General features: G+C 54.5%; 17 protein-coding genes, 1 pseudogene and 1 other annotated feature. Of the genes and pseudogenes, 9 read left to right on the top strand and 9 right to left on the bottom strand.

Annotated features, from left to right (window positions below; genetic code table 11):
* Positions 1-18: 18 nt before the first annotated feature.
* Positions 19-2,616, bottom strand: coding sequence for a type I DNA topoisomerase (gene topA / locus IV433_RS02585; RefSeq protein WP_195812561.1), 2,598 nt, complete (start codon positions 2,614-2,616; stop codon positions 19-21).
* Positions 2,617-3,077: 461 nt separating this feature from the next.
* Between topA and IV433_RS02580 the strand changes: the two genes are divergently transcribed.
* Positions 3,078-3,329: a YciN family protein gene (locus IV433_RS02580; RefSeq protein ID WP_152325942.1), complete on the top strand. Its 252-nt coding sequence runs from the start codon at positions 3,078-3,080 to the stop codon at positions 3,327-3,329.
* Positions 3,330-3,444: 115 nt separating this feature from the next.
* On the opposite strand, the gene sohB is transcribed toward IV433_RS02580, so the two are convergent.
* Positions 3,445-4,488, bottom strand: coding sequence for a protease SohB (gene sohB, locus IV433_RS02575; protein WP_195812562.1), 1,044 nt, complete (start codon positions 4,486-4,488; stop codon positions 3,445-3,447).
* Positions 4,489-4,845: 357 nt separating this feature from the next.
* Between sohB and IV433_RS02570 the strand changes: the two genes are divergently transcribed.
* Positions 4,846-5,607, top strand: coding sequence for a YciK family oxidoreductase (locus IV433_RS02570; RefSeq protein WP_195812563.1), 762 nt, complete (start codon positions 4,846-4,848; stop codon positions 5,605-5,607).
* A gap of 11 nt (positions 5,608-5,618) precedes the next feature.
* Positions 5,619-6,209: a cob(I)yrinic acid a,c-diamide adenosyltransferase gene (gene cobO, locus IV433_RS02565; protein WP_195812564.1), complete on the top strand. Its 591-nt coding sequence runs from the start codon at positions 5,619-5,621 to the stop codon at positions 6,207-6,209.
* A 42-nt stretch (positions 6,210-6,251) separates the two neighbouring features.
* Here cobO and cobT read toward each other — a convergent pair whose 3' ends face one another.
* The 7 genes from cobT to rnm form a co-directional block, all read right to left on the bottom strand.
* Positions 6,252-7,295 (bottom strand): nicotinate-nucleotide--dimethylbenzimidazole phosphoribosyltransferase, encoded by a 1,044-nt coding sequence (cobT, locus tag IV433_RS02560; protein ID WP_195812565.1) that lies wholly within the window; start codon positions 7,293-7,295, stop codon positions 6,252-6,254.
* A gap of 27 nt (positions 7,296-7,322) precedes the next feature.
* Positions 7,323-7,919, bottom strand: a complete 597-nt coding sequence (cobC, locus tag IV433_RS02555) for an alpha-ribazole phosphatase (protein ID WP_195812566.1) — start codon at positions 7,917-7,919, stop codon at positions 7,323-7,325.
* Between the two features lie 16 nt (positions 7,920-7,935).
* On the bottom strand, positions 7,936-8,688 hold the full coding sequence (gene cobS / locus IV433_RS02550; RefSeq protein WP_195812567.1) for an adenosylcobinamide-GDP ribazoletransferase: 753 nt from the start codon (positions 8,686-8,688) through the stop codon (positions 7,936-7,938).
* 14 nt (positions 8,689-8,702) lie between these two features.
* Positions 8,703-9,257, bottom strand: a complete 555-nt coding sequence (gene cobU, locus IV433_RS02545) for a bifunctional adenosylcobinamide kinase/adenosylcobinamide-phosphate guanylyltransferase (RefSeq protein WP_195812568.1) — start codon at positions 9,255-9,257, stop codon at positions 8,703-8,705.
* Between the two features lie 122 nt (positions 9,258-9,379).
* Positions 9,380-10,300, bottom strand: a complete 921-nt coding sequence (gene rluB, locus IV433_RS02540) for a 23S rRNA pseudouridine(2605) synthase RluB (protein ID WP_259228644.1) — start codon at positions 10,298-10,300, stop codon at positions 9,380-9,382.
* A 567-nt stretch (positions 10,301-10,867) separates the two neighbouring features.
* Entirely contained in the window at positions 10,868-11,488 is a 621-nt protein-coding gene (locus IV433_RS02535) for an L-threonylcarbamoyladenylate synthase (RefSeq protein ID WP_195812569.1), read from the bottom strand.
* Positions 11,489-11,559: 71 nt separating this feature from the next.
* Positions 11,560-12,483: an RNase RNM gene (gene rnm / locus IV433_RS02530; RefSeq protein ID WP_229893160.1), complete on the bottom strand. Its 924-nt coding sequence runs from the start codon at positions 12,481-12,483 to the stop codon at positions 11,560-11,562.
* Between the two features lie 337 nt (positions 12,484-12,820).
* Positions 12,821-12,923 (top strand) — a sequence feature (Trp leader region).
* 42 nt (positions 12,924-12,965) lie between these two features.
* On the opposite strand from rnm, the gene IV433_RS02525 reads away from it, so the two are divergent.
* The 6 genes and pseudogenes from IV433_RS02525 to IV433_RS02495 all read left to right on the top strand — a co-directional run bounded on the left by IV433_RS02525 (position 12,966) and on the right by IV433_RS02495 (position 20,080).
* Complete coding sequence (locus IV433_RS02525; protein ID WP_195812570.1) at positions 12,966-14,528, top strand: anthranilate synthase component 1; 1,563 nt, start codon at positions 12,966-12,968, stop codon at positions 14,526-14,528.
* A 1-nt stretch (position 14,529) separates the two neighbouring features.
* Positions 14,530-16,133, top strand: a pseudogene (trpD, locus tag IV433_RS26085) (bifunctional anthranilate synthase glutamate amidotransferase component TrpG/anthranilate phosphoribosyltransferase TrpD).
* A gap of 3 nt (positions 16,134-16,136) precedes the next feature.
* Positions 16,137-17,501, top strand: a complete 1,365-nt coding sequence (trpCF, locus tag IV433_RS02510; protein ID WP_195812571.1) for a bifunctional indole-3-glycerol-phosphate synthase TrpC/phosphoribosylanthranilate isomerase TrpF — start codon at positions 16,137-16,139, stop codon at positions 17,499-17,501.
* Between the two features lie 43 nt (positions 17,502-17,544).
* Positions 17,545-18,735, top strand: a complete 1,191-nt coding sequence (gene trpB, locus IV433_RS02505) for a tryptophan synthase subunit beta (RefSeq protein ID WP_152325927.1) — start codon at positions 17,545-17,547, stop codon at positions 18,733-18,735.
* On the top strand, positions 18,735-19,541 hold the full coding sequence (gene trpA / locus IV433_RS02500; RefSeq protein WP_095921656.1) for a tryptophan synthase subunit alpha: 807 nt from the start codon (positions 18,735-18,737) through the stop codon (positions 19,539-19,541). The genes trpB and trpA overlap by 1 nt, the downstream gene beginning before the upstream one ends.
* Positions 19,542-19,765: 224 nt before the next feature.
* Positions 19,766-20,080 carry a BON domain-containing protein gene (locus IV433_RS02495; protein ID WP_152325925.1) on the top strand — a complete coding sequence of 105 codons (315 nt, stop codon included), beginning with the start codon at positions 19,766-19,768 and terminating at the stop codon, positions 20,078-20,080.
* Positions 20,081-20,141 lie beyond the last annotated feature (61 nt).

Genomic DNA, 20,141 nt, shown 5'->3' with positions numbered 1-20,141 from the left:
GGTTCCGGCTAAATAATACTATTTCTTACCTTCGACCCATTTACCGTCGACATAAAATGCCGTCCAGCCAGTGGCTTTGCCGTCTTTTTCTGAAGACACGTACTGCTGCTTCGTTTTACGGCTAAAACGCACCATCGATTTATTGCCTTCCGGGTCAGCAACTGGCGCATCGGCCAGATAGCTCAGTTTTTCCGGCAGACGATCTTTAAAGCGCTTCAGTTCTTCCACCAGCGGCGCACGGGTTTCGCGCGATTTAGGGAAAGTATTGGCCGCCAGGAAAACACCCGCCGCGCCATCACGTAAAACGAAATAGGCGTCAGACTTTTCACATTGCAGCTCCGGCAAGGGAACCGGATCTTCTTTCGGCGGCGCAACGTCACCGTTACGCAGGATCTTACGGGTATTTTTACACTCGTCGTTGGTGCAGCCCATGTACTTACCGAAACGCCCCATTTTCAGGTGCATTTCAGAACCACATTTCTCACACTCAACGATCGGGCCGTCATACCCCTTGATACGGAATTCGCCTTCTTCGATTTCGTAGCCGTCACATTCCGGGTTGTTACCGCAGACATGCAATTTACGCTGGTTGTCGATCAGGTAGCTGTCCATCGCCGTGCCACATTTGCCGCAACGACGTTTGGCGCGCAGCGCATTGGCTTCCGCTTCATCACCTTCAAGGATGTTCAGAACTTCAGCATCTGCAATCAGATTGATGGTGGTTTTGCAGCGCTCTTTCGGCGGCAACGCATAACCGGAACACCCGAGGAACACACCGGTGCTGGCGGTACGGATACCCATCGGGCGGCTGCACGTCGGGCATTCGATGCTGGTCAGAACCATCTGATTCGGGCGCATACCGCCTTCTTCAGGGTCTTTCTCGGCGGTTTCAAGCTGCTTGCTGAATTCGGTGAAGAACTCATCCAGAACCGCTTTCCATTCCGCTTTATTGTTCGCGACCTGATCCAGCCCGTCTTCCATACGCGCGGTGAAATCGTAGTTCATCAGTTCGCGGAAATTATCTTCCAGACGATCGGTGACGATTTCACCCATTTTTTCCGCATAGAAACGGCGGTTTTCAACGTGAACGTAACCACGATCCTGAATGGTCGAAATGATCGACGCATAGGTAGACGGACGGCCAATGCCACGTTTTTCCAGCTCTTTCACCAGTGACGCTTCGCTAAAACGCGCAGGCGGTTTGGTGAAGTGCTGAGTTGGCAGCAGCTGTTGCAGTTCGAGTTCGGTACCAACTTCAATGGCTGGCAGCGTTCTGTCTTCGTCGCCTTTACGCAACGCTGGCATGACTTTCGTCCAGCCATCGAAACGCAGCGTACGGCCTTTGGCGCGCAGGGAATAATCGCCCGCTTTCACCGTCAGCGTGGTGGAATCGTACTGCGCCGGTGTCATCTGGCAGGCCACAAACTGGCGCCAGATCAGCTGGTACAGACGCTGCGCATCCGCTTCCATATCCTTGAGCTGCTCAGAAACCACGGCAACGTCAGAAGGACGGATCGCTTCGTGCGCTTCCTGAGAGTTCTCTTTGTTGCTGTACTGCAACGGCGCTTTCGGCAGGTATTTATCGCCAAAATTTGTGCCGATGTAGCCGCGAACCATTTCTACAGCGTCCTGGCTCAGGTTGGTGGAGTCAGTACGCATGTAGGTGATGTGACCGGCTTCGTAGAGACGCTGCGCCATCATCATGGTTTTCTTCACGCCAAAGCTCAGGCGCGTACTTGCCGCCTGCTGCAACGTGGAGGTAATAAAAGGAGCACCCGGTTTGCTGCTGGTCGGTTTATCTTCACGATCCACCACCTGATAACGCGCTTTTTCAAGCAGCGAAACAGCCGCGTGGGTTTGCTCTTTATTGACCGGTTTGAACGGCTTATCGAGGTGATGCGTCACTTCCATTTGCAGGGCGGTTTCTTTCTTCGCCAGCAAATCAGCGTGCAGCTCCCAGTATTCTTCCGGCACGAACGCTTTGATTTCTTTTTCGCGCTCAACCACCAGACGAACCGCTACGGACTGAACACGGCCAGCGGATAAACCACGGGCAATTTTCTTCCACAGCAACGGGGAAACCATGTAACCCACCACGCGGTCCATAAAGCGACGCGCCTGCTGAGCATTAACACGATCAATATTCAGCTCGCCCGGTTCTTTAAACGCATTCTGAATCGCGTTTTTGGTAATTTCGTTAAATACGACGCGGCTGAAACGTTTGTCATCACCGCCAATCACTTCCCGCAAATGCCAGGCAATCGCCTCTCCTTCGCGGTCAAGGTCGGTTGCGAGATAGATGTGGTCAGCTTTTTCCGCTAACGCTTTTAACTCAGCAACGACTTTTTCTTTACCGGGAAGTATTTCGTATTGCGCTTCCCAACCATGATACGGATCGACGCCCATGCGATTGACCAGCGCGGTTTTCTCATCCTTTTTTACTTTTTTCTTTGTTTTTTCTTCGGTTGAGTTGGCGGTCTTTTTAGCAGCGGATCCACTGGTTGGTAAATCACGGATATGACCGACGCTGGACTTAACCACGTAGTCATTTCCTAAATATTTATTAATCGTTTTGGCTTTTGCCGGGGACTCAACTATTACGAGAGCTTTACCCATAATTACCTTTACCTGAATGATTCTTCATCATCTGAAGAAGATTTTGTCTAGTTATGCCGCGGCACAATATCACGTCTTTTTTTATATTGCGGCAGTGAGTCAGAACGTCAACTCATTTCTTTAAAAGAAAGAGCAAACTGACTTCCAGAGGTTCAAAACACTGATTCTGCGAGGGATTAACCAGACAGGGTTCAGCAGAATGTGCTCTTTCCTATGTCAAATAATGACCAAGCGTAAACAAAACATTCCACCTGAAGCCACAAAATCCCACACTCTACCTGATTAAAATCGTCACGCAAACTAATTAACACGGAAACGCCCTTTTCGCCAATGTGTTCAATCTTTTCGGCGAATCGTTCAAATAATAACCATAACATAAAGCCATTACCCACAGCCGATTTGCGGTTTTAACAACGTCAGGATTACAATAACGTCAGCAATTATAGTGGGGAGTAAATATCATGCACGAAAATACATCGGCAATAAGTCGCGAAGCTTTACTGGCAGAAGCGAATAAGGTTATCCGTGAGCACGATGAGTATCTTAGCGGAATGGCTGCGACAGAAGTTGAACAGAAAGGCAATGTGCTGGTTTTCCGCGGTGAATTCTTCATGGATGAAAACGGTTTACCGACCCGAAAAACCACCGCGGTATTTAATATGTTTAAACACCTGGCCCATCTTTTTTCAGAAAAATACCATCTCGAAGATTGAGATAAAAAAGCCGCTATAAATGAAAGCGCAACCGGTTAGCTTTCTCAGTAAATCGAGCCGATAAAAAAAGGGACCGAAGTCCCTTTTTCTTTGCGCTTTTAATGAGGAAAACCGTTTACAGCAACGGCTTCTGACTGCGCTGCAACCAGCGCAGGAACAGACGGTCAGCGCTTTCTGCCGCGCTGCTGGTGAATCTGTCCATCATGCGTTTACGGCGGGCATAACGCACCGCAATCACTTCATGATTTTTCATTTCAGCAATCAGTAAATCATCACTGGTGCCGATGGCGTCAATCAGGCCATTTTCACGCGCCTGCGTACCAAACCAGTGTTCACCGGTTGCCACGGTATCGATATCCAGTGACGGACGATTCTGATGCACAAATTCCTTAAACAGCACGTGCGTTTCGTTGAGATCTTCGCGAAATTTCTCGCGCCCTTCTTCGGTGTTTTCACCGAGCAGCGTCAGGGTGCGTTTGAATTCTCCCGCCGTATGCAGTTCAATATCAATATCGTTCTTTTTCAATAAGCGGTTGAAGTTAGGGATCTGCGCAACAACGCCAATTGAACCGATAATGGCAAACGGTGCGGCGACAATGCGGTCAGCTACGCAGGCCATCATATATCCTCCGCTGGCGGCGACTTTATCTACCGCTACCGTCAGGCGGATACCGCTCTGGCGCAAACGAACCAGCTGCGAAGCGGCCAGACCGTAACCGTGAACCACGCCGCCCGGGCTTTCCAGGCGCAACAGCACTTCGTCTTCCGGCGTGGCCACCGCAAGCACGGCTGAAATTTCTTCGCGCAGCGAAGTCACTTCATGTGCGTCCATACTGCCTTTGAAATCGAGAACATACAGGCAAGGTTTGGATTGGGTTTCCCCTGCTTTTGCCTGTAATTTTTTCTGTTTCGCTTCCGCTTTATCCTTTTTCTTCAATTCTTTACTGCGGATTTTCAGCTTCGCAGGACTCAGACGCGCGCTGCGCATTTCACGCTGCATTTCGCGGTACTGCTCCCCTAAATCGACCAGCTGCAACTCACCTTTTCCGTGAGATTTGCGATGACGAAGGCCAACCACCAATACCACCAGCGCACCAATGGCGATCACTACGGTCACTACTTTGGCCAAAAACAGCCCATAAAGAGAAAGTAAATCCACACAAACCGCCTTTTCGATGTGGTAATAAAACCGTTATGAAAGATGCTGAACATTCTAGACAATCGGCGCCGCGTCGTCTTGTTCGAAGATGACATCATGCCAGAGACTAAAAGTGAGTGCGCCATTGTTCCAATTTTGTTACAAAAGAGCTGTCTGTTTTTGGGTTAATTATTGAAACTCCAGCCCATTTAAGGCATATAACCGGTGATCAATTCCGAAACACCCCAAATTCACGCCAAAATGTCGGGCTCCGGTCGAGCGCAACTTCTCCCGTTCCCGGCATTTTTGATACTCAGCGCCCCTGATGTGAAGACGGCCATCGCTGCCACATCGCGCCCCGAACTATGAGGACTACCCATGCATTACCATCCGAAATCTGACCTGCTCAACAACCGTATTATTCTGATCACCGGCGCAGGTGACGGCATCGGGCGCGAAGCGGCGCTGACCTACGCCCGCTTTGGCGCGCAGGTCATTTTACTCGGGCGCACCGAAAGCAAACTGGCCAGCGTTCAGCAGGAAATTGCCGCGAAAAACCTGCGTCCTGCGTTCATTTATGCGCTCGATTTACTGACCGCCAGCGAGCAGGATTGCCAGCGCGTCGCCAGCCAGATTGCCGGATGGGTGCCGCATCTCGACGGCGTTTTACATAATGCCGGGCTGCTGACGGAGATTACGCCGATGGCCGAAATCAGGTTGCAGGACTGGATGAACGTGATGCAGGTGAACGTCAATGCGACGTTTATGCTGACACAGGCCTTGCTGCCGCTGCTGCTCAAACCGGCCAGCGCGTCGCTGGTGTTCACAACGTCCAGCGTAGGGCGCGAAGGTCGCAGCGGCTGGGGCGCGTACGCGGTATCGAAATTCGCCACCGAAGGCATGATGCAGGTGCTGGCCGAAGAACATAAACACACTGGTCTGCGGGTGAACTGCATTAATCCGGGCGGAACACGCACCGGCATGCGCGCGTCGGCGTTCCCTGATGAAAACAAAGATAAACTCAAAACACCGGCTGACATCATGCCGCTGTATCTCTACCTGATGGGCGATGACAGCCGTCGTAAAACCGGTATCAGTTTTGATGCCCAGCCGGGCCGTAAAGCCGGTCCAGCCGAATAACGGAGCCGAACATGACTGAAGATCGCCACAAGCAGCGCCAGCAAAAGCTGAAAGAACAGGTTGATGCGCGCATTGACGCGGCAAAAGAGCAGCGCGGCATTTTGATTGTGTTTACCGGTAACGGCAAAGGCAAAACCACCGCGGCTTTCGGGACGGTGACCCGCGCCGTCGGGCACGGAATGCGCGCGGCGGTGATCCAGTTTATTAAAGGCGAATGGCCGAACGGCGAGAAAAATCTGCTGGAACCGCATGGCGTCGAATTTCAGGTGATGGCGACCGGTTTCACCTGGGAAACACAAAATAAAGAAACAGACACCGACGCCTGTCAGGCCGTCTGGCAGCATGGAAAACGCATGCTGGCCGATGCCACATTAGATCTCGTCGTGCTCGATGAACTGACGTATATGGTCAGTTTCGGCTATCTGGATTTGCAGGAAGTGGTTGATGCGCTGAATGCCCGCCCGGCGCACCAGACGGTGATTATCACCGGCCGCGGCTGCCATCGGGATCTGCTGGAGCTGGCCGATACCGTCAGCGAACTGCGTCCGGTAAAGCATGCTTTTGATGCGGGCATTATGGCGCAGCAGGGCATTGACTGGTAACACCCTGCTTTGCTTTTAAACGTAAGCGTTAAAACTTAAGTTTCAAAGCGCTATCTGACACTCCGCCAGTGTCGCCATTTCATTATGGACAGCACAGGCAGCATCAATCAGCGGTAACGCCAGCGCGGCACCGCTGCCCTCGCCCAGACGCAAACTCAGATCAAAATAAGGCTGCAAACCCAGCGCCTCCAGGGCAATAGTCGCGCCCTGCTCCGCCGAAAGATGTGACGGAATAAGATACGGTTTCAGCGCCGGTGCCATCTGACAGGCCGCCAGTGCCGAGGCGTAAGACAGGAATCCGTCCAGCACCACCGGAATTCCCGCCGCCGCCGCACCGATCATTGCGCCCGCCATACCGACAAGCTCAAACCCGCCGACTTTCGCCATGACATCCAGCGCATCCGCAGCATCCGGCTGATTCACCGCAATGGCTTTTTCCACCACGCTGATTTTATGGGCCAGCCGCTCCGGCGGAAGATTAGCGCCCAGCCCGACCGTTTGCGCAGAGGCTGCGCCGGTGAGCACCGCCACCATCGCCGCCGCGGGCGTGGTGTTTGCCATGCCCAGCTCACCGACCGCCAGCAAAGATAACCCGCTTTCCGCTTTTGCGATCACACGCTCTGCGCTCCAGATCAGCAGCGATTCCGCCTGCTCACGGGTCATCGCCGGGCCGGTCGCAATATTGCCGGTGCCTTGCGCGACTTTGTGGTTCAGCGTGCCGGGAATATCCGGGCCGAGTATCCCGCAGTCGACCAGCGTCACCTGCGCACCGGCGTTACGCGCCAGCACGGAAACACCGGCTTTTCCCTGCACAATATTCACCGCCTGAATTGCGGTGACGACCTGCGGCGAAGGCGTTACGCCTTCGTGCCATACGCCATGATCGGCGGCCATCACCAGAATTTCTTTGCTGGGGAATTTCAGCGGGGCTTTACCGCGAATCGACGCCAGCTGAACGGCCAGTTGTTCCAGACGCCCGAGACTGCCCAGCGGTTTAACCAGGCTGTCCAGACGTTCTGCGGCAGCCCGTGCGGCCTCTGCGTCGGGTTCAGCAATCTGACGGATGATATTTGCCAGCGAAGCCATCGGTGTTCCTTATCGTGATTAAAAAAGTTAAATACCGCTGTCGTTGAAACGTTGGATAACACAGGCGCCCGGGCTTAAATCGATCTCACACAGGCAGCCTTGTTTAAACGGAAAGCGCCACATGTCAGCGGGCGCGAGTTTGAGCATCATCGCCAGCAACAGGCTGAGTGAACCCTGATGCGCCACAATAGCCACGCGGTTTCCCTGCGGACACAGGTGAATTTGCTGCAACGCCTGACGGATCCGCCCGGTGAATTCGGTGAAGGATTCGCCCTGAGGCACTGCCGCTTTTTGCCAGTCCTGACACCACTGCTGATAACCTTCTGCCTCCGAGGCCTCCAGCTCTTTGTGATGGCGCATTTCCCATTCGCCGAATCCCATTTCCCGGAGAAGAGGCTGGCTTTCTACAGCGATTTCACGCCCTTTAACGATAAATTCTGCCGTGGCCAGGCTGCGCCGCATGCCGGAGTGGATCACGCAATCGAGCGGTGTTTCCGCCAGCTGGCGGGCGACGTGCTGCGCCTGCGTTTCGCCCTGCGCGGTCAGCGCGATATCGCTGCTGCCGCAGAAAACGCCGTCAACATTTGCCTGAGTTTGTCCGTGTCGTATCAGATACAGTTTCATTTATTTTTTCCGGATCTCAGTGCCATAAAAGGAAGAACAGAAAAACCAGTTCGCTTAATTCGCAGGCCGCGCCTAACGTGTCACCGGTTTGTCCGCCTATGCGGCTGGCGACAAAGCGGCGGAAGGCGAAGGTTAAGCACAGCGTCACCAGCAGGGCGAACAGAGTGGAGAAACCGGCGATAAACAAAACCAGCGCGGCCATCAGCAGCAGCGTCGCATAAAAGCGCCCTTCGCTGATTTTGCCGATAAACAGGTTGCCCATGCCCGATTCACGCGCGTAAGACTGCCTGAACATCATGACGGACATCATTCCCCGCCCGATAACCGGCGTTACCACCAGAACTGCAAACACTGCCAGCCCGTCGGCGCTTAACTGATAAATCAGCGCCGTGCGCAGCAAAATAGCGACAATCAGTGCCAGTGCGCCGTTGGTGCCAATGCGGCTGTCGCGCATAATTTCCAGAATGCGCTCCCGGCTGCGTACCGAAAACAACCCGTCGCAGGTGTCCGCCAGCCCGTCAAGGTGCAGTGCGCCGGTCAGCATAATGTGAGCGATAACCGCGGCAACCGCCGCCGGAAATGCGCCGACATGCGGAACCAGAATCCCCCAGACCAGCGCAGAAAGCAGGCCGACAACCAGCCCGACGAAAGGGAAACACACAATCCCGCGCGGGTAATCTTTCATTTCAACACCGTCACACCAGCGTTCTTTTACCGGTATGCGGGTGAGAAACTGCAACGTCGCGAGAAACAGACGCCATGTCATCATCGTAATATCCTTTTTTACGCAGAAGTTTTTACCGGCACCGGGATCCCGGAAACCACCAGATATACGTCATCCGCCGCAGCCGCCAGTTGCTGGTTCACCCGCCCGGCGATGTCACGAAAGCGCCGCGACAACAGGTTATCCGGCACAATCCCCATACCGACTTCATTGGTGACGATAATCACTTCCGTTTCACAATGCTGCGCGGCGTCCGCCAGTTCAGTGATTTGCGCCAGAATATGCTGTTCGATGGCGGTGAAATCCATGGCTTCCGGCTCAGCTTCACCGGCCATATCAAACAGCAGATTTGTGATCAGCGTTGTGATGCATTCAATCACGATCGTCGGGAATTCAGTCTGCTTCAGGCGCACAACGTCGCCTAAATCACGATGACTTTCAAACGTATGCCAGTGCGCCGGACGCTGCTGCTGGTGGAAGCGGATCCGCTCGGCCATTTCCGCATCCGTCACCGCTGACGTGGCGATATACAACACGTCTCCGCCCCGTTTTTCTGCGATCTGTTCAGCAAAACGACTTTTACCGCTGCGCGCACCGCCGGTAATCAGCATCATAATCGGCTCCCTTTGGATTGAGCGAACAATCATGTTTCGCCCTGATTTTTGTGCAAAAAAAACCGCAGCCGGTGAGAGCTGCGGTTTATGAGCATAACGGTTAGCCTTTCGCTTGTCAGCGATTAACCCCGTTTAGCCGGTCCGGTGGTACGACGTGCCGGAGCCACAGACGTGTGGCGCTTCACGGCGCGACGGATCTGGTTAGCTTTAACACGACGACGATCGCGCTCAACCGGCAGTTTGCTGACGGTTTCTTCGGTCATATCGACCAGTGTGCGCAGATAGTTGATGTCCGGCAGATCCAGCTCTTTATAGCCGCCGCGAGGCAGGCCTTTAGGCAGGTTCAGGTCACCGTAACGCACGCGGATCAGACGGCTCACCTGAACACCGACGGCTTCCCACAGACGGCGAACTTCGCGGTTACGCCCTTCTGTCAGGGTCACGTTGTACCACTGGTTCAGGCCTTCGCCGCCCTGGAATTTGATGGAGCGGAAAGCGGCAGGGCCGTCTTCCAGCTGTACGCCACGGCTAAGTTGTTTGATTTTTTCATCATCAACCTGACCGAATACACGTACCGCATACTCACGTTCCACTTCACGGCTCGGGTGCATCAGGCGGTTAGCCAGTTCACCGTCGGTGGTGAATAACAGCAGACCGGAGGTGTTAACGTCCAGACGACCCACGGCAATCCAGCGTGAACCGCGCATTTTCGGCAAACGGTCAAAGACGGTCGGACGCCCTTCCGGATCACTGCGCGTACACAGTTCGCCTTCCGGTTTGTAATACGCCAGCACGCGGCAGACGGTGTCCTGAGACTCCATCACCGACAGGATGTGGCCGTCGAGACGGATTTTTGTCCCGCCGGTGACTTCAACACGATCGCCCAGCGTTGAAATTTTACCGTCAACGCTGACGCGGCCAGCCTGGATCATCGCTTCAACTTCACGACGTGAACCGTGGCCCGCACGCGCGAGAACTTTTTGCAGTTTTTCAGTTTGCCCTTCGGTGCTGTCCAGCGCATTTTTCGGCTTCTGGTACTTCACTTCTTCTTCGTCACCGTTTTCATCAAACAATGCTTCAGCTTTAGGCTTGGTGCCACGCGGTTTCAGCGGACGCTTTTTATCATCGCGCGCGTTGTCCGGACGTGCCGGTTTACCCATGCGGGGTTTTTCAATGCGGGAATCAGAACGTGAATCGCTGCGACCTGCGTCAGCACGCGGTTTATCGGTACGCGGTTTGTCAGAACGTGGCTTATCGGTACGTGGTTTTTCACCACGCTTTTCAGCCCGCGACGGTTCCGGACGGCTTTTCGCTGCGCCGGAATTTCTGCCGCTTTTAGGCTTGTCACCAGACGAACGTGCCGGTTTGGATTTGTCGCTGGTGTGCTTCTGGGAATTATACTTCTCGCTCATTGAGCAGCCTCATTTGTCGCCTTCACAGGCGTCGGGGGGAGCCGGCAGCACAATGTGACCCATTGTCTGCCCGCCAAAATTCGTTTATTGCGCTTTAATACAACGACTTACAAAAAAGTCAGCCCGCCATTATACACATTTATCCGCAATTTGTATCCTGCTAAGGGATTTGCGGGCTGATTATTTTTCAAACAGCAGTTACCGGAACGGTGTGGGATCGCCCGCGCCTTCACGGACCACTTCCGGCGATGACTCGGTCAGATCGATGACCGTGGTAGGCTGCTGGCCCAGCGAACCGCCGTCAATGACCAGATCGACCAGTTTGCCCAGGTGATCTTTGATGTCTTCCGGATCAGATTCCGCAAAGTCATTGCCCGGCAGCATCAGCGTGGTGGACATCAGCGGCTCGCCCAGCGCGTCGAGCAGTGCAATTGCAATCGGGTTGGACGGCACACGTAAACCGATCGTCTTACGCTTTTCGCTCATCAGACGGCGCGGCACTTCTTTCGTCGCTTTCAGAATGAACGTGTAGTTGCCCGGCGTATTATTTTTGATCAGACGGAAAGCTGAGTTATCCACGTACGCGTATGTGGAAAGCTCGGACAAATCGCGGCAGACCAGCGTGAAGTTGTGGTTGCCGTCCAGCTGACGGATACGGCAAATGCGCTCCATCGCGTTCTTTTCTTCCAGGCGACAGCCCAGCGCGTAGCCCGAATCGGTCGGGTAAACGATCACATTCCCTTTGCGCAGCAATTCAACCGCCTGACTGATCAGGCGTGGCTGCGGATTTTCAGGATGAATATAGAAATATTGACTCATTGTTCCTCTCAATTCTTTTCAGGTCTGCCCTCTGTGACGTCAGCGTAAAACATGACGTCATATAGCAGGGTTCAGACCAGTTCAATTTCAGGCTGTTTTTCAGTGACCGGCCAGTTTTTCCACACCGGTTCCACACCTGCGGGAAGCCAAAGTTTGCGCCCCAGCTCAATCCACGAGCAGGGCTGATGGAAATCAGAACCTTGCGAAGCCAGCAGTTGATAATCGCGGGCAAAGGTCGCCAGCTGCGCGCGTTCGTTCGGCGCCTGCTGACACTGCGCGACTTCCATCGCATCACCGCCGTGCTCAGAAAAATAGGCCAGCAGGCGTTTCAGCCATTTTGTCGACAGGTCATAACGTCCCGGATGCGCGACAACGGCCTGCCCGCCAGACTGATGAATAGCTTCAATAGATTGTTCTATTGTACACCACTGTGGCGGAACGTAGCCGGTCTTGCCTTTGGCGAGGTACTTTTTGAAGACCTGCGCAATGTTATCCGCCGCACCAAATTCAACCAGATACCGGGCAAAATGTGCGCGGGTTACCGCACCGCCCTGCGCCAGACGCAACGCGCCTTCCCACGCACCTTCGATGCGTGCTTTCGCCAGCCGGCGGCCCATTTCCTGCGCGCGCTGCTGGCGGAGTTCAGCCTGACTTTTCAGCAGGCTCACCATCGCCGGATGTTCAGGGTCGATGCCTAATCCGACAATATGAATCTCATGGTTTTCCCACAGCGTCGAAATCTCAACGCCGTTCACCAGTTGCAGCGGAAGTTGCTGGCTGGCTATCGCCTGCGCCGCACGCGCCAGCCCTTCAGTGCTGTCGTGATCGGTGATCGCCAGAACGCCAACCCGCATTTCAACGGCGCGGGCCACCAGCGCTTCGGGCGTTAAATAGCCGTCCGATGCGGTCGTGTGGCTGTGGAGATCGTAGATCCTGAATGCAGTGCCGGAAGTCTGATCGTCTGCTGAGGGTGAAGCTGTTGTTGGCGAAGTCATCGTCACGTCGGGGATTTAACCTGTTTCTGAATGCAGCACTTATCATAACGCGTTAGCGCTGTGCACGTTAGGGATGATTTCACCCGGTTTTTACGCACGGTTACGGTGCTGTAACAATCTGACCGCACTAAAGGTGTGAAATCAGACAAATTGAGGGTTGACTTTGCCTTCGTGAACTAGTTTACTAGTACGCAAGTTCACGGGATGATTCAGTAATGAACGGCGTGACAAACGAATTCAGAAAGTTTAGGTTTTAAGAACGCGCAGTTCTTATAAACACGAACTTTCCCAAACTTAAAAAGAGTGTCTGATGATGAAAACTCACATGATGGCGGTTCTCAGCTGGTGGCGTACTTCCCCTTGTCGGGCGGAGTAATCACGCATAGCTGTCATCAGACGCTGCAAGATTTCCGAAGCCCGCTTAACGCGGGCTTTTTTGTGGCCGTCTGTTTGAAAACGTTCAGAAAATTTCAGGAAGCAAAATGACTATTCAAAAACCACGTTTAGAATTGCTGACCGCACAAGGATGTTACCGCGGCGATCCAACGGCCATCTTTCATCAGTTGTGCGGCGCGCGTCCGGCGACCCTGCTGCTGGAATCCTCAGAAGTCACCAGCAAGGAAAACCTGAAGAGCCTGTTGATTGTCGACAGCGCCCTGCGCATCACCGCGCTGGGTTCCCGGGTTTCCATTCAGGCACTGACGCCGAACGGTGCGTCGTTGCTGCCGCTGATCGACAGCGCGCTGCCGTCTGAAATTTGCATTGACGTTCGCCCGAATGGCCGCGAACTGACTTTCCCGGCGATCGACCAGATGCAGGATGAAGATGCCCGTCTGCGTTCCCGCTCTGTTTTCGATGCCCTGCGCAGCATTCTGACTTCGGTAGAATCACCGGCACACGAGCGTGAAGCGATGTTCCTCGGCGGCCTGTTTGCTTATGACCTTGTTGCCGGTTTTGAAGATTTGCCGCAGTTAGCGTCCGACCAGCGTTGCCCGGATTTCTGCTTCTATCTGGCAGAAACCCTGCTGGTGCTCGACCACCAGAACCGCACCTGTCGTTTGCAGGCCAGCCTGTTTACGCCGTCTTCTGAGGAAAAACAGCGTCTGCATGAGCGTCTGGAACAGCTGCAACATCAGCTGCAATTGCCGCCACATAACATCCCGCACCAGAGCGTGCCGGAAATGCAGCTGAGCGTGAACCAGACCGATGAGGTGTTTGGTGCCGTGGTTGAGAAAATGAAAGTGGCAATCTGCGCCGGTGAAATCTTCCAGGTTGTGCCGTCACGCCGTTTCTCCCTGCCATGCCCTGCTCCGCTGGCGGCCTACGAAACGCTGAAAAACAACAACCCAAGCCCGTATATGTTTTTCATGCAGGACAACGATTTCACGCTGTTCGGCGCGTCACCGGAAAGCGCACTGAAATACGATGCAACTAACCGCCAGATTGAAATTTATCCGATTGCCGGTACCCGCCCGCGTGGTCGCCGTGCTGACGGCTCACTGGACTTGGATCTCGACAGCCGCATCGAGCTGGAAATGCGCACCGACCATAAAGAGCTGGCCGAGCATCTGATGCTGGTGGATTTAGCCCGTAACGATCTGGCGCGTATCTGCGAGCCAGGCAGCCGTTACGTCGCGGACCTGACCAAAGTTGACCGTTATTCCTTCGTGATGCATCTGGTGTCCCGCGTTGTCGGCACGCTGCGCGCCGATCTGGATGTGCTGCACGCTTATCAGGCCGTCATGAATATGGGCACGCTGACCGGCGCACCAAAAGTCCGCGCCATGCAGCTGATTTCAGCCTCTGAGCAAACCCGTCGTGGCAGTTACGGCGGCGCAGTGGGCTATTTCACCGCACACGGTGATCTGGACACCTGCATCGTCATCCGCTCCGCGTATGTGGAAGACGGCATTGCCACCGTTCAGGCGGGCGGCGGCGTGGTGCTCGATTCCGTACCACAAGCCGAAGCTGACGAAACCCGTAATAAAGCCCGTGCCGTGCTGCGCGCCATCGCCACTGCCCACAATGCGAAAGAGGTATTTTAAGATGGCCGACATTTTACTCATCGATAACGTGGATTCCTTTACGTACAACCTGGTCGATCAGCTGCGTTCCAGCGGCCATAACGTGGTGATTTACCGTAATCAGATCCCGGCTGACGTGATTATCGAAAAACTCAGCCAGCTGGAAAAACCGGTGCTGGTGCTTTCTCCGGGCCCGGGTACACCGTCTGAAGCGGGCTGTATGCCGGAACTGCTGAAACGCTTGCGCGGTCAGTTACCGATTATCGGTATCTGTCTCGGACATCAGGCGATTGTGGAAACCTACGGCGGTTTCGTCGGTCAGGCAGGTGAAATCCTGCACGGTAAAGCCTCTTCTATTACGCATGACAACGAAGCGATGTTCGCGGGGATGAATAACCCGCTGCCGGTGGCGCGTTATCACTCGCTGGTCGGCAGTCAGATCCCCGAAGGGCTGACGGTTAACGCCCGTTACGGCGACATGGTGATGGCGGTGCGTCACGAAGAAGATCGCGTTTGCGGCTTCCAGTTCCATCCGGAATCCATTTTAACTTCACAGGGTGCGCGTCTGCTTGAGCAGACACTGGCCTGGGCTTTGGCGTAAGGAGAACTGTCATGAAAACGCAAACTATCCCCGGCATTCTCGAAAATCTGTATCAGGCTCAGGCGATGACGCAGGAAGAAAGCCAGCAATTATTTACCGCCATCGTGAACGGTGAGCTGGAACCCGCGCAGTTAGCGGCGGCGCTGATCAGCATGAAGGTGCGCGGCGAGCAGCCCGCTGAAATCGCCGGTGCCGCAAAAGCGTTACTGGCACACGCCGAACCGTTCCCGCGCCCTGATTATCCGTTCGCGGATATCGTCGGCACCGGCGGCGACGGCACCAACAGCATCAATATTTCCACCGCCAGCGCCTTTGTGGCGGCGGCCTGTGGCGCACGCGTGGCGAAACATGGTAACCGCAGCGTGTCCAGCCGTTCAGGTTCATCGGATTTACTGGCCGCTTTCGGCATCCGTCTGGATATGCCAGCGGAAGAATCCCGCGCGGCGCTGGACGATTTGAATGTGTGCTTCCTGTTCGCACCGCAATATCACACCGGTTTCCGCCATGCGATGCCGGTGCGCAAGGCGCTGAAAACCCGCACGCTGTTCAACGTGCTCGGCCCGCTGATTAACCCGGCGCGTCCGCCGCTGGCACTGATTGGCGTGTACAGCCCGGAACTGGTGAAGCCGATTGCAGAAACCCTGCGCGCCCTCGGTTACGAGCGTGCGGCGGTGGTTCACGGCGGCGGAATGGATGAAGTGGCGATTCACTCGGCAACACAGGTTGCTGAACTGAAAGACGGCGAAATCACCACCTATGAAGTGACACCGCAGGACTTCGGGCTGGACAATTATCCGATCGAATCCCTGCTGGGCGGCGAGCCGGAAGAAAACCGTGACATTCTGGCACGCTTATTACAAGGTAAAGGTGATGCGGCCCATGAAGCCGCGGTAGCCGTCAATGTGGCGATGTTACTGCGTCTTTTCGGTCAGGAAGATTTGAAGCAAAACGCTCAACAGGCTTTAGATGTCATGCGCAGCGGTGAACCCTACCAGCGCGTGACTGCATTGGCAGCAAGAGGATAAGTGATGCAGCAGGAAACCGTGCTCCACAAAATTGTTCGCGATAAGGAAGTTTGGGTCGCGGCACGCAAAGAACAACAACCGCTGGCCAGCTTTCAGAACGAAATAACTCAAAGCCAGCGCAGTTTTTACGACGCGCTTCAGGGCGCAAGAACGGCTTTTATTCTTGAGTGCAAGCAGGCTTCTCCTTCCAAAGGAAAGATCCGTGAGAACTTTGATCCGGTAGAAATTGCCGGTGTTTACAAAAACTACGCATCGGCCATTTCCATTCTGACGGACGAAAAATACTTCCAGGGCAGCTTTGATTTTCTGCCGCTGGTGAGCAAAACCGTCACGCAGCCGGTGCTGTGCAAAGACTTCATTATCGACCCGTATCAGATTCATCTGGCGCGCTTTTATCAGGCCGATGCCATTTTGCTGATGCTCTCCGTACTCAACGATGAACAATACGTGCAGCTCGCCGCCGTCGCGCACAGCCTGAATATGGGTGTGCTGACCGAAGCCAGTAATGAAGAAGAGCTGGAACGTGCGGTGAATCTGAAAGCGAAAGTGGTCGGTATCAATAACCGTGATCTGCGCGATCTGTCGATTGACCTGAACCGTACGCGTGAACTGGCACCCCGCGTGCCGCACGGCGTGACGGTCATCAGCGAATCCGGCATTAATACCTACGGCCAGATCCGCGAACTCAGCCGTTTTGCTAACGGTTTCCTGATTGGCAGCGCGCTGATGTCAGAGCCAGACCTGAACACCGCCGTCAGCCGTGTGCTGCTTGGCGACAACAAAGTGTGCGGCCTGACCCGTGCGCAGGATGCGAAAGCCGCCCATGATGCCGGTGCGATTTACGGCGGACTAATTTTTGTCGACGCCTCTCCGCGTTTCGTGACGCAGCCGCAGGCGAAAGAAGTGCAAAACGGCGCACCGCTGAAATACGTCGGCGTGTTCCGTGATACGCCACTGGCTGACGTCGCGCAAACCGCTCAGGCGCTGAATCTCACCGCCGTGCAGCTTCATGGCGATGAAGATCAGGCGTATATCGACGCGCTGCGCAGCGAGCTGCCTTCTGCGGTGCAGATCTGGAAAGCGCTGAGCGTGAAAGACACGTTGCCGGCACGCAATCTGAATCACGTTGACCGTTATGTTCTCGATAACGGTAAAGGCGGAACAGGGCATCGTTTCGACTGGAGCAAACTGGCCGGGCAAGACCTGAGCAATGTTCTGCTGGCCGGTGGCCTGAGCGCAGATAATTGCGTCGAGGCCGCGCAGCTCGGTTGTGCGGGTCTGGATTTTAATTCAGGCGTCGAGAGCGAACCGGGCATTAAAGATGCGGGTAAAATTACCGCCGTATTCCAGACACTGCGGGCTTATTAATTCCCCGCAGTGACGCAAAAATTGACAGACAGGATGGAATCACATGACTTTACTTAATCCCTACTTCGGCGAATTTGGCGGCCAGTACGTCCCGCAAATTCTGATGCCTGCGCTGGTGCAGCTGGAAGAAGCTTTTGTCAGCGCGCAGCGTGACCCGGCGTTTCAGGCTGAATTCATCGATTTACTGAAAAACTATGCAGGCCGCCCGACGGCGCTGACATTGTGTAAAAACCTGACCGCAGGTACCAAAACCAAGCTGTATCTCAAGCGTGAAGATCTGTTGCACGGCGGCGCACACAAAACGAACCAGGTGCTGGGTCAGGCGCTGCTGGCAAAGCGCATGGGCAAGACCGAAATCATCGCTGAAACCGGTGCCGGTCAGCACGGCGTGGCGTCCGCTCTGGCCTGTGCCCTGCTCGGCCTGAAATGCCGGATTTATATGGGCGCAAAAGACATTGAACGCCAGTCACCGAACGTGTTCCGTATGCGTCTGATGGGCGCTGAAGTGATCCCGGTTCACAGCGGTTCTTCCACGCTGAAAGATGCCTGTAACGAGGCACTGCGCGACTGGTCTGGCAGCTATGAAACCGCTCACTATATGCTGGGAACCGCTGCGGGCCCGCATCCGTATCCGACGATTGTGCGTGAATTCCAGCGCATGATTGGCGAAGAAACCAAAGCGCAAATGCAGGAACGCGAAGGCTGTCTGCCGGACGCCGTGATCGCCTGCGTCGGCGGTGGCTCTAACGCCATCGGCATGTTTGCTGATTTCATCGATGACACCAGCGTGAAGCTGATTGGTGTTGAACCGGGCGGGCTGGGTATCGAAACCGGGCAACACGGCGCGCCGCTTAAACACGGACACGTTGGTATCTATTTCGGGATGAAAGCCCCGATGATGCAAACCTCAGAAGGCCAGATTGAAGAATCTTATTCCATTTCTGCCGGTCTGGATTTCCCGTCTGTCGGGCCGCAGCATGCTTTCCTGAACAGCATCGGCCGCGCGGAATATGTGTCGATTACCGATGACGAAGCGCTGGACGCCTTTAAAGAATTGTCCCGCCATGAAGGGATTATTCCGGCACTGGAATCTTCACACGCGCTGGCTTACGCGCTGAAACTCATCAAGGAAACGCCAGAGAAAGAACAAATTCTTGTGGTGAATCTTTCTGGCCGCGGCGACAAAGATATTTTCACCGTACATGACATCCTGACTGCCCGGGGAGAAATTTAATGGAACGTTATCAGCAATTATTTAAGCGTCTGGAAAGCAAAAAAGAAGGGGCCTTTGTTCCCTTCGTGACGCTGGGCGATCCGGGCGTTGAGCTGTCGCTCTCTATTATCGACACGCTGATTGAAGCCGGTGCCGACGCACTGGAGCTGGGCATTCCGTTCTCTGATCCGCTGGCCGACGGTCCGACGATTCAGAACGCCAACCTGCGCGCGTTTGCCGCCGGTGTGACGCCAACGCAATGCTTCAATATGCTGGCGCGCATTCGCGAAAAACATCCGGATATCCCGATTGGCCTGCTGATGTACGCCAACCTGGTGTTCCATAACGGCATTGAAACTTTCTACCAGCGTTGCGCTGAAGTGGGCGTGGACTCCGTGCTCGTCGCCGACGTGCCGTTTGAAGAATCGGCCCCGTTCCGCGCGGCGGCGTTACGTCACGGCATCGCGCCGATCTTCATCTGCCCGCCAAATGCGTCAGACGATCTGCTGCGTGAGATTTCCTCCCATGGCCGCGGCTACACCTATTTGCTGTCACGCGCCGGTGTGACCGGGACGGAAAAACGCGCGCTGACGCCGCTGAATCACCTGGTCGATAAGTTGCGCGAATATAACGCAGCGCCGCCTTTGCAGGGCTTCGGTATTTCAGAACCTTCACAGGTGAAAGAAACGCTGGCCGCCGGTGCGGCGGGTGCGATATCCGGTTCCGCGACGGTACGCATCATCGAGAATAATCAGCATCAGCCATCAGAAATGCTGGCTCAGCTTTCCCGTTTCGTCAGTGAAATGAAAGCCGCCACCCGCGCATAATCACAAGCGTTTCGGTGAACAGAACCTTATTCAATGCCTGACTAAGGTTCTGTTTCTTTTAAATTCTTACGTTTTTTTTCTCCATTCGATTTGTATAAACCCCGCCAATAATCCAAACTAAAATCACTCGGCAAATCAATAACAATACGGGTGCTCGAAGTATTGTTTGCCTGAGTCTGAATCGGGTGACTTTTGGTTTTATAACAAAGCATGGAGAGTTATTTATGAAGCTATTCAAGACATTGTCTGCTTTCTGCATGGCCGCTGTGGTCGTCATGGCCGTGGCTGCCTGCGCACCGACAAAAAAATCTGAAGGCACGGGTGGTTACATCGATGACACCGTAGTCACCACGAAAGTCAAATCCGCCCTGCTGGCCGATAAGACCATCAAATCACGGGAAATCAGCGTTGAGACCTTCAAAGGCCGCGTTCAGTTAAGTGGTTTCGTGACGTCAACGGCAGATGCAAACCGTGCGGTAGAAGTCACGCGTGGCGTGGCGGGTGTACGTTCCATCGAGAACGATATGCGACTGAAATAATCAGAGATCTTTCTGATGAAATGCGAAGAGGCGCCAGAGCGCCTCTTTTTTTATGCAACGT

Origin of the sequence: Rahnella laticis, from assembly GCF_015644585.1 — a bacterium.
GTDB lineage: Bacteria > Pseudomonadota > Gammaproteobacteria > Enterobacterales > Enterobacteriaceae > Rahnella > Rahnella laticis.
This window is presented reverse-complemented; position numbering and strand designations above follow the sequence as displayed.